The organism is Cyanobium sp. A1C-AMD (assembly GCF_024346495.1).
GTDB classification, from domain to species: Bacteria; Cyanobacteriota; Cyanobacteriia; order PCC-6307; family Cyanobiaceae; genus Cyanobium_A; species Cyanobium_A usitatum.
In genome coordinates this window covers 1-9923 of the sequence record NZ_JAGQDB010000082.1, presented here as the reverse complement: position 1 = coordinate 9923, position 9923 = coordinate 1, and the positions used below count along the sequence as shown (strand labels likewise).

Sequence of the window (9923 nt, the reverse complement as noted above, 5' to 3'; positions counted from 1 at the left end):
ACTATGAGCTGCGCGATTAATCCTAGTGAGGTCTGCCAAGGTGATTGCAAGAACAGTTTCAGTGCTACTGCAAAGTTGAGCGTGAAGTTCGCGTTGATGACGTCGCCAATATACTCTTTTGTAGGATGTGGCTCTATACAAGGTGCGAGTTTGAGTAATTTCTCGCAGTCCTCGGTGAGTGGCCCCAAAGATAGCGATGGCAGTAGATCTATGTTTTCTGGTAAGGCATAATTTTTAATGTGACGCATGGATATGCGTGCCCCGATTTCGGCTCTCCTTCTTTCGTTTTCAGTAGTTGGGCTCAACTTGCATTCAGTATATAACTGAAGTGCTTCCTGCCATCTGTTATGCCTAAAAGCGTTGTCTGCCTTGATCAGAAGTTTTGATGACTGAGATGAGCTCATTGGAGGACGAACTGAGGTTATATCTGCTTGGGTAGATTGTTTAGGTGACTTGTAAATGTGGGATTGGTTGTTGATGAATTGATTGCTTCGCCTGGTCTTGAAGCTTCGGAAGCGTTTAAATGCTCTACTTTGTGTGCAAATGTGACAAGCAACTTCATCCCTCCCCCACGGTCCACACCTTCAGGCCCTCCGCCCTCGCGGCGGCAGCATCGGCCTTGGCCCGGGCATCGAACAGCCAGGTAGGCTGACGCATCACCGCAGCCATAGCCGGCCAGACAATCTGGGCGAACTGCTGCCACTCGGTGAGCAGGACCAGGGCATCGGCGCCGCTGGCCGCCTGATGCAGGTCGGCCAACCGCTTCCAGCTGCCCTCGCCCACGCCGCCGGACTGACCCAGATCCGCGCTGATCTGACCTTCCTCCACCTTCGGATCGAGGATCTGCAGCACCGCCCCCTCCTCCAACAGATCGCGGCAGATGCGGATCGCCGGTGATTCGCGGGTGTCGTTGGTGTCGGCCTTGAAGGCAAAGCCGCGCCCCGATCCGTTTCCCCGTCACCGTTCCAAACAGCTTGTTCACCACCAGCTTGGCGATGCGGTGCTGTTGCCAGGTGTTGAGTAGCACCACCTGCTCCCAGTAGGCCGCCACCTCCTCTAGCCCGTAGTGGCGGCACAAATACACCAAGTTGAGGATGTCCTTCTGGAAGCAGCTGCCGCCAAAACCAGGCCCCGCCTGCAAAAACTTTGGCCCGATGCGGCTGTCGGCCCCGATCGCCTTGGCCACCTCGCGCACGTCAGCGCCGGTGGCCTCGCAGAAGGCGGCGATGCTGTTGATCGAGCTGATCCGCTGGGCCAGAAAGGCATTGGCGGTGAGCTTGCTGAGCTCGCTGCTCCAGAGGTTGGTGCGCAGGATCTTCTCGGGAGCCACCCACTGGCCGTAGATCCCTGCCAGGGCCTCGATCGCCTCCGGATCCTCGCCACCGATCAGCACCCGATCGGGATCCTCCAGATCGCCGATCGCCGTGCCCTCCGCCAGAAACTCGGGGTTGGAGAGCACCGAAAACAACGCCTGGTCTTCTGCTGAGCTCAGGATCTGCTGGATCACGGCTGCCGTGCGAACGGGCAGAGTGCTCTTCTCTACCACGATCGTGTGCCCTCGCGCTGCTTTGGCCACCGTGCGGGCAGAGGCCTCCACCCACCTCAGATCGCTGGCCTGACCAGCCCCCAGGCCCTTGGTTTTGGTGGGGGTGTTCACCGAGATGAACACCATGTCGGCGGCGGCGATCGCCTCCTCCACGGCGGTGGAGAAGTGCAGGTTGCGACCGCGGGCGCGGCCCACCACCGCATCGAGGCCGGGCTCGTACACCGGCAGCTGGGCCAGGTCGGGGTCGTTCCAGGCGGCAATGCGTTCGGCATTAAGGTTCACCACCGTGACCTGCACCTCAGGGCAGCGATCAGCAATCACCGCCATCGTCGGCCCGCCCACGTAGCCAGCGCCGATGCAGCAGATCGATTGGATCGGGATGGGTGTGGGTTTCATCGGTGTGCTGCTGTGAGGGCTGGGGGAGTGGATGACGGAGAAGCCAGGCCGAGGCGCTGGCCGCCGTACCCCGATCGCTTGCGCAGCCCCTGCCACCAAGCTTGGTTGGCCAGGAACCAGCGCACCGTGGCCGCCAGGCCTTCCTCAAAGCTGTGGCGGGGCTGCCAGCCCAGCTCCGTGCTGATCCGCGTTGGGTCGATCGCATAACGGCGGTCGTGGCCGGGGCGGTCGCTGACACGGGTGATCAGGCGGGCGTGGGGGGCGCCGGCCGTGCGCAGGGCATCGAGGGCGTTGCAGATCGCCTCCACCACCTCTTTGTTGGTGCGCTCGCTGGCTGTTCCGTTTGAACCAGATCCGCCCACGCAGTAGCTGCGCCCCAGCTCCCCCCGGCAGGCGGCCAGCAGCAGGGCATCCACGTGGTCTTCCACATACAGCCAGTCGCGCACGTTGCCGCCATCGCTATAGAGGGGGATCGGTTCGCCGGCCGCCGCCTTGAGGATCACCACAGGAATCAGCTTCTCGGGGATCTGCAAAGGGCCGTAGTTGTTGGAGCAGTTGGTGAGCACCACCGGCAGGCCATAGGTGTGGTGCCAGGCGTTCACCAGGTAATCGCTGGCGATCTTGCTAGCAGAATAGGGGCTGCGCGGGTCGTAGGGGGTGGTTTCTGAGAAGCGCCCCGTGGCCCCCAGGGAGCCGAACACCTCATCGGTGCTGATGTGGTGGAAGCGGAAGCACGCCTGGCGCTCAGTGGGTAACTGCTCCCAGTGGCTGCGCACCGCCTGCAGCAAGTGAAAGGTGCCGCTCACGTTGCTGTCGATGTAGACGAAGTCCGGCGAGCTTGTCGAGCCGTAGGCCGCGGGGCCCTCGATCGAGCGGTCCACGTGGCTCTCGGCCGCCAGGTGCAGCACTAGGTCGGGGTCGGCCTTTTGGATGGCGGCCGCCGTGGCAGCCGCATCGGTGAGGTCCACCTTGAGGAGGGTGTGGCGCTCGGCCGCCTCAGGCAGCGCCTCGATGCTGGATAGGTCGCTGGCGTAGCCGCACTGTCGAGGTTGAACACCTGGGCATCGCTCTCGGCCAGCAGGCGTCGCACCACGGCCCCACCGATGTTCACGGAGTGGGCCGGAGGCCGTAGCCGTCGCCGCCGGTCACCAGGATGCGGCGGCGATTGGCGAGGAGGGCGGATACGTCGGGCGGGGCGGCTTCAGGCATAGACGGAGGCGTACGCATGTACTAATCTGTTGGTTGCCTTAATCGGGTCAGGCTGCTTAGGGTGAATGAAGCTTCTGGGGATCTGGATGCACCACTGCCCTTGTGGCGGCTGGGGTTCGACGGCACAGCAGTTCTGGAAGCCGGGTTTTTCGCAAATCTGCCGGCACTGTTGTTGGTCTGATCGCTCTGTTTTCTTCCTATGACCACGTCTCCCTCCCCCACCGTCAGCTCCCTCTCCAGCAGCAATGGGGCGTATGGCTCATCGCTCTCTCCCTTCCGCTCGTTTTTACGGATGCTCAATTGGCGGCGCGATCCCGCCGCCGAACAGCGCAGGATGCAGCTCGAGAAAGATCTCGCATTGCTGAACTGGATGCACTCCGAAATCGACTTGATCGAGGCCGGATTGCCTTCCAGCTCGACCCCTCCGCCAGCAACCGCCGCAAACTCCAGCGATTGCTGACGCTGCTCTACAGCCAAGAGCTGGCTGAGCTGTATCGCGCTTAAGTTCATCTCACGCCTCCAGCAGCCGCCGCAGCGCCTGGCGCCAAGGCACGGCGGGAAGTTCCAGCACCCAGCGGGTCGACGAGCAATCCAGCAGCGAATAGCTGGGCCGCTGAGCCGGCAGGGGGTACTCGGCGGTGGTGAGCGGGTTCACCACCGCCGGCTGCTCCAGGAGTCCCAGCTCCTGGGCCAGGTCGCCCACGGCTATGGCCACGTCGTAGCAACTCGCTGCCCCGGTAGCTGTCAGGAAAGATGACGTCTCTGCTGCCACTCAAGCGGCCTTCATCAACGTTAACTCCAGGGCCAGTTCGTTCTCTTCCGGTGGCTTGTTGATCCACACTTCTTCGGGTTGGAGCCAGCAGCGGGTGCTCCGGCTCCAGCGAGTTGGATTGGCACAGCGTGCGGCCTCGTAGACCTCGGCTCGCTGCTGGCAAATTGCCTTGGCTGCTCCGCTGTGGCGCTGATGTGGCGTCACGAACTTGATGCCGCTGTGGCGGTGCCGGTCGTTGTACCAATCCACAAATGCAACTACCCATTCGCAGGCCTCGTCCTTGCAGGCAAAGGGCCGGCTGGGGTAGTCCGGCCAATACTTGAGCGTTCGGAACAGGGATTCTGAGTAGGGATTGTCGTTTGAGACCCTTGGCCGGGAAAAGGATCTGAGCACGCCCATCTCCTCCAGCCGTGATTCCAGCGTGGCCCCACGCATTGCATTGCCGTTGTCGGCGTGCAGGACCAGGGGTGGCTGGTGGCACTGGCGGCTGCCAAAGCCGTTGGGGCGGTGGTAGCGCTCCTTGAGGCAGGCACGCTGCACCAGATCCGCTGCGATCTGAGCCGACTCCACCTCGGCCACATCCCAGGCCACCACTTTGCGGCTCCAGACGTCTACCACCAAATAGAGGTAGAGCCACACACCCCGCACCGTGGTCGGCAGGAAGCTGATGTCCCAGCTCCAAACTTGGTTTGGGTCATCCGCCCTGAGGCGCGGCACCGAGCGTGGTTCCTGAGGCAGCCTGGCCCTCCCCCGGCGGTGGCACTGACCCGCCTGGTGCAACACCCGATAGAAGCTGCTCTCTGAGCCAATAAAAAGCTTCTGATCGGCCAGTGCCGGCACGATCTGCCCTGGCGGCAGTGCGGCGTACTCCGGCTGGTTGCAGGTCAACAGGATCCGCTGGCGCTCTTCCTCGCTCAGCCGGTGTCCTACCAGGCGAGCACTGCCTTTACGGCGATCCACGCCGTCCCCATCTCCCAGGAAGGCCTTCCGCCAGCGCTTGAGGGTGCGCAGGCAAATGCCGATCACACCGCAGGCCCTCAACAGGCCGGCGCCCGCAGCATTGGCCTCGCCGATTAACTCGATCACCTTCCGCCGGTGCACGGCGCTGGTCAGCCTTCCTCGTCCTCCGAACAGAAGGCATCCCACTTTTTTTGCAGCACCAGCAAAGCCGCCATTTCCGCCATGGCCTTCTCCTTGCGCTGCAACTCCTTTCTGAGGGCTTTGATCTCCCGCTGGTCCTGGGCGCGGAGCTTCTCAAGCTCCTTCTGTTCGGCCATCGTCAGCACCGGCTTGGCGTTGGCATCTAGTGCCTCCGGCACGCTCGGCCTTTGGCCGAGGTAGGAGCCGCCTGCCGCCAGCGCTCCACCTGCTCCGGGAACAGGCCCCGTTCGCGGCAGTAGGCGCTGAGCTCGGTGGCGTTGAGACCAGAGCTCTCCAGTACAACCGTGAACTTGTCGGCAGCGCTCCAGCCCTCTGGTTCCTTCTCGGATGACGGCACCACCTCTCCCTGCAACCGCCAGGCCTTTCTCCAGTTGTAGAGGGTGGCGAGGTGAATGCCCAGCTCTTCTGAAATCCGGGCCACGCTCTGCCTGTGCGGCGGGCTCATCCGCCTCCTCACATCAGCCTTGACGGCCTCGCTGTAACGACGCATTGGTCATGTCCTCAAGCCCCCGGATGTACGAATGAGAGGGGTGACAACTTTCCTGAAACCGGGGGATCCACCGCGTCCATCCTTGGAGCTCAGACCAAAATTCTAGTCTGATTCGAGGATGTAGGCCGTCAGGCTTGCGCAAGGACAGGGGGACCAGCAAATCAGACGGCAGCACCTGGCGCAGCATCAGATCCACCGTCCAGGCCAAGGGCATGTCGTCGATGGTTCCCATCAGCTGCAACCGATCCAGCTTCTGGCGGAGCTGGTTTTTCAGCTTCTCGGAAAATTGCCAGGGGCCGTAGTTGTTGCTGAAGCTGGTGAGCACTGGCCGCCTTGCTGGCCGAATAGGGCGAGCGGGGGCCGTAGGGGGTGGTTTCGCAGAAGCGGCCCGTTTCACCCAAGGAACCAAACACCTCATCGGCACTGATGTGGCCGCCGCATCGGTGAGGCCCACGGCCGGCGAGCAGGGCTTGCATCTTTGACGGGGTGACCCCAGGCATTGGCTTAGGAGTACGCCTGTACTAAAATGGTGATTGTCGAATTAGGACGGACTGCTTAGGGTGGATGAAGATTTTCAAGATCTGGATACCTCGACGCCCTGGTGGCGCCTGGGGTTTGACGGCAAAACCCTGCTGGAAGCCTTCGTCGGCAGCGTTGTTGGTCTGATCGCTCTTTTCTCCTCCTATGACCACGTCTCCCTCCCCCACCGCCAGCTCCTTCTCCAGCAGCAATGGGGCGTCTGGCTCATCGCTGCCTCCCTTCCGCTCCTTTTTGTCGATGCTCAACTGGCGGCGCGATCCCGCCAGAGAGGTGCGGCTGAATCAGCTCGAGAGCGAAATCGAGCGGCTGAAGAACGAAAGAGTGCAGATCGAGAAAGGAACAGAGCGGATCGAGAAAGAAATCGCGTTGCTCAGCTGGATGCACTCCGAAATCGACTTGATCGAGGCCGACTTGCCTTCCAGCTCGACCCCTCCGCCAACAACCGCCGCAAACTCCAGCGACTGTTGAACTTGCTCAACAGCCCTGAGATGGCTGAAATCTTTCGCGGTTGAGCTCATCACAGCGTCCAGAAGCTTCCGCAGCGTCTGCCGCGTTAACAGGCAGCGCCGGTGAGCAGGATTTTTAAGGCTTGCCCTCCTGAAGATCCACACTGGGAGGTTGGCACGGTTTAGTGGGGTTGCCAGGGTCAGATTGGTAGTTCCGATTCCCGGGCAGAATGGATTGATGACCATCGCCAGTACGGGCACACCCAGCATCCGCGAGCGTCTCGAGAGGCTCCGACCTGCCTTTGTGGAGGTTGCCCAGCGCTATGGAGCCTCCAACCTGCGGGTATTTGGCTCGGTGGCCCTCAATCAGGAGCATGCGGACAGCGATCTCGATCTGCTGGTCGATTTGCCTGCGAATCAGTCATTGCCGGCACTGGTGGGTATCGGTCAGGAGTTGGAACAACTGCTTGGCTGCCCTGTGGATGTGGCCGAGCCCGATTCGCTTCATCCTCTGATTCGCTCGGAAATCCTGCAGCAAGCTGTGGGTCTGTGAACAAGGACCGTCTCTATCTTGAAAGCATTCGCGATTGCCTTGAGCGCATCGCTGAGTACACAGAGTCCGGGGAAGACGCTTTTCTTTCCTCGCGTCTGATTCAGGACGGTGTAATCCGCAATCTGGAAGTCATTGGCGAGGCCACCAAGAACAAGGGTGGTGAGGGAAGGGATGGGGTGGGTCATGGCGCAGGCTCCTGCATCCACGGGTTCAAGGTCTGCACCCCCGTTGGAGTGAAGTGCCGCAGGTTGCGGGTTACTACCGTGAGGCCGTGCTCCAACGCGGTGGCAGCAATCAGCAGATCAGCGCCGTCGTGGCCGATTTCAGCGGAGAGCAGCCCCCATCGCCGCGCCACCCCCACATCCACGGGCAGCAGCCGATCGCCATAGAAGCGCAGCAGTTGATCCAGCCATCCGGCCAGCTGCGTTGCAAAAGCAGTATCCCTAGAGCGCTTGCGTGCGATGCCACGCTCGATCTCGCCGATGCTCACCACACTGAGAAAACAATCCTCCTGCCGCTGGCCGCTGATCCAGGCCACCACACCCGGATCGCGCTGGCGCAGCCGAAGCTCGGAGAGCACCATCGTGTCGATTAAATACATGGAAACTCCCGCGGAGTGAGGGGCAACCGCTCGAAGCGCTCGTCGTCTTGGGGCATCTGCAACAGCAGTTCCCCCAGCGATGGAGCGCTGGCCTGCTCGAGGCGCTGCAGCCTCTCATAGTCCTCGGCCGAAAGCACCACACTCACCCACTTGCCGCGCCGCGTCACTTTTTGAGGCCCACCGCAAGCGGCCGCGTCCACCACCGCGCTGAAGCGATTTTTGGCGTCTTGCAACGTCCACACGGCATCCATGGCAAGGCTAGCTAGCTGATCCATCTAGCTTAATGCTGGCGACCATGTTCGTCCAACCGCACCGCCGCCGCCAGAGCGCAACTGGAGTTCTGGTTATGCCATCACCGAGTCCATCAAGATGGTTACCCCAGCTCCAACCAACCGCGCAGGGCCAGATCCAAGTTGGCCATCGCTGCAGGCTCGAGCACACCGATCACCTCGCCGATCGCGGCCATGGGCACTGTGAACAGCTTGTCGATCATCAGCTGAGAGGGTTTGCGCAAGCCATTGCTCGGCGTTGGCTGCACGGAGAGCCGCACGAGTGGGGCCTCGATCAGGGTGCTCGTCAACGGACACAGCGTCACACTCGGGTGATCCTGCAACCAGCGATTGGCCTGCACCACTACCGCAGGCCTTGGTTTACCTGAATAGGCACCCGGGCTAGCCACCGTCACCACCTGCGACCGCAGTAATGCCTTGGCCGTCATGCCGTCCAGTCAGACCAATCGGGCACCTGTTCACTCCAGTGGGTGGAGCAGGCTTGCTGGCGGATCAGCCGCGACTGACGCAGGGCCTCTTCACCCCCACTGAAGCGCTCCACGTAGAGGGCGATGGCTTCCCGCACACAGCTGCTGCGGCTCTTGCCAAGACTGAGCGCCAGCTGGTCCAGCCGGCGCTCCAACTCAGGCCCAACCCGGACGCCGATCGCCATGGCGTTGTTCAACGATCTGTTGAACAACATAGGAGGGCTGCAAGCCTTTGGTTGGCATTGACGGGGTAGCCCGGTTTTTCAAGCTCCAGCCAGCACCACCGGCAGCTGTCTGACCGTGACCGCTGGATAGCGGCTCACGCCTCAACAGCCACCCGTTGAACACCCACGAAGTCAAGCTCGCTGGCTGAATGCGCGCCATCAGCTGATCAAGGGAATGTGCCTGGGTGTGGCAGCCAGGCAACGCCGGCACCGACGCCACAAAAAACCTTCGCTCTCGCGCTCCACGAGCACGTTGAAATGGCGTGTCATCCCCTCCAGCGTTCATCAAACAACGATAAAGGGCGTATGCCGGGATCAGTTCGCCTGATCGCGCACCTGGCTACACCAGTCCTGCTGGTGCTCCCGGGTCCAGCGCACCGGGGCGGTATGGCCCTCATCAAAGCTGTGGCTGGGCTGTCAGCCCAGCTCCTTGCTGATGCGCGTGGCGGCGGTCGTGGCCCGGGTGATCAGCTGGCTGTGGGGGGGCGCCGGCGGGCAGGAGCCCATCGAGCGCGTTGCAGATCGCCTCCACCACCTCTTTGTTCGTGCGCTCCCCATGGCCCCCCACGCAGTAGCTGCGGCCCAGCTGCCCCTGGGTTGCCGCCAGAAGCAGCGCATCCACGTGGTCTTCCACATAGAGCCAGTCGCGCACGTTGGCGCCATCGCCATAAAGCGGAATCGGCTCGCCAGCCGCTGCCTTGAGGATCACCACCGGAATCAGCTTCTCGGGAAATTGCCAGGGGCCGTAGTTGTTGCTGCAGTTGGTGAGCACCACCGGCAGGCCATAGGTGTGGTGCCAGGCGCTCACCAGGTGATCACTGGCCGCCTTGCTCGCTGAATAGGGGCTGCGTGGGTCGTAGGGGGTGGTCTCCGAGAAGCGGCCCGTTTCGCCAAGGGAGCCGAACACCTCATCGGTGGAGATGTGATGAAAACGAAAACCCGCCTTGCGCTCAGCGCTCAGACCTTCCCAGTGGGCGCGCACCGCCTGCAGCAGGTGGAAGGTGCCGGTCACATTGCTCTCAATAAAGGCCCCCGGCCCCTCGATCGAGCGGTCCACGTGGCTCTCCGCCGCCAGGTGCATCACCAGGTCGGGGTCGGCCTGCTGCACCGCCGCTGCTGTAGCCGCCGCATCGGTGAGGTCCACCTTGAGGAGCTGGTGGCGTGCCTCCGCCTGGGGCAGCGCCTCGATACTGGTGAGGTCGCTGGCGTAGCCACATTTATCAAGATT

General features: G+C 62.1%; 11 protein-coding genes and 5 pseudogenes. 2 read left to right on the top strand and 14 right to left on the bottom strand.

The window, feature by feature from the left end:
- The 9 genes and pseudogenes from KBY74_RS11760 to KBY74_RS11710 all read right to left on the bottom strand — a co-directional run.
- Window positions 1-404 (bottom strand): hypothetical protein (locus KBY74_RS11760; RefSeq protein ID WP_254942866.1); only part of this gene is annotated, 404 nt, incomplete at its 3' end.
- Window positions 405-558: 154 nt separating this feature from the next.
- Window positions 559-1942: pseudogene (locus KBY74_RS11755) on the bottom strand (nucleotide sugar dehydrogenase).
- Window positions 1939-3151 (bottom strand): annotated as a pseudogene (gene rfbB / locus KBY74_RS11750) (dTDP-glucose 4,6-dehydratase). The pseudogenes KBY74_RS11755 and rfbB overlap by 4 nt, the downstream one beginning before the upstream one ends.
- 21 nt (window positions 3152-3172) lie before the next feature.
- Window positions 3173-3661, bottom strand: coding sequence for a hypothetical protein (locus KBY74_RS11745; protein ID WP_254942865.1), 489 nt, complete (start codon window positions 3659-3661; stop codon window positions 3173-3175).
- 1 nt (window position 3662) lies between these two features.
- Complete coding sequence (locus KBY74_RS11740; protein WP_254942864.1) at window positions 3663-3923, bottom strand: sugar nucleotide-binding protein; 261 nt, start codon at window positions 3921-3923, stop codon at window positions 3663-3665.
- Window positions 3924-5574: pseudogene (locus tag KBY74_RS11735) on the bottom strand (IS3 family transposase).
- A gap of 271 nt (window positions 5575-5845) precedes the next feature.
- Window positions 5846-6005: pseudogene (locus KBY74_RS11720) on the bottom strand (GDP-mannose 4,6-dehydratase); the annotation flags it as partial.
- Between the two features lie 90 nt (window positions 6006-6095).
- Window positions 6096-6359, bottom strand: coding sequence for a hypothetical protein (locus tag KBY74_RS11715; protein WP_254942860.1), 264 nt, complete (start codon window positions 6357-6359; stop codon window positions 6096-6098).
- Window positions 6360-6395: 36 nt separating this feature from the next.
- The gene (locus KBY74_RS11710; protein WP_254942859.1) at window positions 6396-6632 is read right to left on the bottom strand and encodes a hypothetical protein; all 237 of its coding nucleotides are present in this window, start codon (window positions 6630-6632) and stop codon (window positions 6396-6398) included.
- A 166-nt stretch (window positions 6633-6798) separates the two neighbouring features.
- On the opposite strand from KBY74_RS11710, the gene KBY74_RS11705 reads away from it, so the two are divergent.
- Together KBY74_RS11705 and KBY74_RS11700 are read left to right on the top strand one after the other, a co-directional pair.
- The gene (locus KBY74_RS11705) at window positions 6799-7113 is read left to right on the top strand and encodes a nucleotidyltransferase family protein (protein WP_254942858.1); all 315 of its coding nucleotides are present in this window, start codon (window positions 6799-6801) and stop codon (window positions 7111-7113) included.
- Window positions 7110-7259 (top strand): annotated as a pseudogene (locus KBY74_RS11700) (DUF86 domain-containing protein); the annotation flags it as partial. The gene KBY74_RS11705 and the pseudogene KBY74_RS11700, both read left to right, overlap by 4 nt.
- Window positions 7260-7294: 35 nt before the next feature.
- Here the strand turns inward: KBY74_RS11700 and KBY74_RS11695 are convergent.
- The 5 genes from KBY74_RS11695 to KBY74_RS11675 form a co-directional block, all read right to left on the bottom strand.
- Entirely contained in the window at window positions 7295-7714 is a 420-nt protein-coding gene (locus KBY74_RS11695; RefSeq protein WP_254942857.1) for a type II toxin-antitoxin system VapC family toxin, read from the bottom strand.
- Window positions 7705-7989: a type II toxin-antitoxin system Phd/YefM family antitoxin gene (locus tag KBY74_RS11690; RefSeq protein WP_254942856.1), complete on the bottom strand. Its 285-nt coding sequence runs from the start codon at window positions 7987-7989 to the stop codon at window positions 7705-7707. The genes KBY74_RS11695 and KBY74_RS11690 overlap by 10 nt, the downstream gene beginning before the upstream one ends.
- A 98-nt stretch (window positions 7990-8087) precedes the next feature.
- Window positions 8088-8432, bottom strand: coding sequence for a type II toxin-antitoxin system PemK/MazF family toxin (locus tag KBY74_RS11685; RefSeq protein WP_254942855.1), 345 nt, complete (start codon window positions 8430-8432; stop codon window positions 8088-8090).
- On the bottom strand, window positions 8429-8656 hold the full coding sequence (locus KBY74_RS11680; RefSeq protein WP_254942854.1) for a ribbon-helix-helix protein, CopG family: 228 nt from the start codon (window positions 8654-8656) through the stop codon (window positions 8429-8431). The genes KBY74_RS11685 and KBY74_RS11680 overlap by 4 nt, the downstream gene beginning before the upstream one ends.
- A gap of 436 nt (window positions 8657-9092) precedes the next feature.
- On the bottom strand, window positions 9093-9923 hold an 831-nt coding region (locus KBY74_RS11675), incomplete at its 5' end, for a dTDP-glucose 4,6-dehydratase (RefSeq protein WP_396123184.1).

Excerpts from the sequence above, each read along its gene's own strand:
- KBY74_RS11745 (WP_254942865.1), bottom strand. The coding sequence starts at position 3,661 with ATGAACTTAAGCGCGATACAGCTCAGCCAGCTCTTGGCTGTAGAGCAG.
- KBY74_RS11710 (WP_254942859.1), bottom strand. The coding sequence starts at position 6,632 with ATGAGCTCAACCGCGAAAGATTTCAGCCATCTCAGGGCTGTTGAGCAA.
- KBY74_RS11705 (WP_254942858.1), top strand. The coding sequence starts at position 6,799 with ATGACCATCGCCAGTACGGGCACACCCAGCATCCGCGAGCGTCTCGAG.
- KBY74_RS11695 (WP_254942857.1), bottom strand. The coding sequence starts at position 7,714 with ATGTATTTAATCGACACGATGGTGCTCTCCGAGCTTCGGCTGCGCCAG.
- KBY74_RS11690 (WP_254942856.1), bottom strand. The coding sequence starts at position 7,989 with ATGGATCAGCTAGCTAGCCTTGCCATGGATGCCGTGTGGACGTTGCAA.
- KBY74_RS11685 (WP_254942855.1), bottom strand. The coding sequence starts at position 8,432 with ATGACGGCCAAGGCATTACTGCGGTCGCAGGTGGTGACGGTGGCTAGC.
- KBY74_RS11680 (WP_254942854.1), bottom strand. The coding sequence starts at position 8,656 with ATGGCGATCGGCGTCCGGGTTGGGCCTGAGTTGGAGCGCCGGCTGGAC.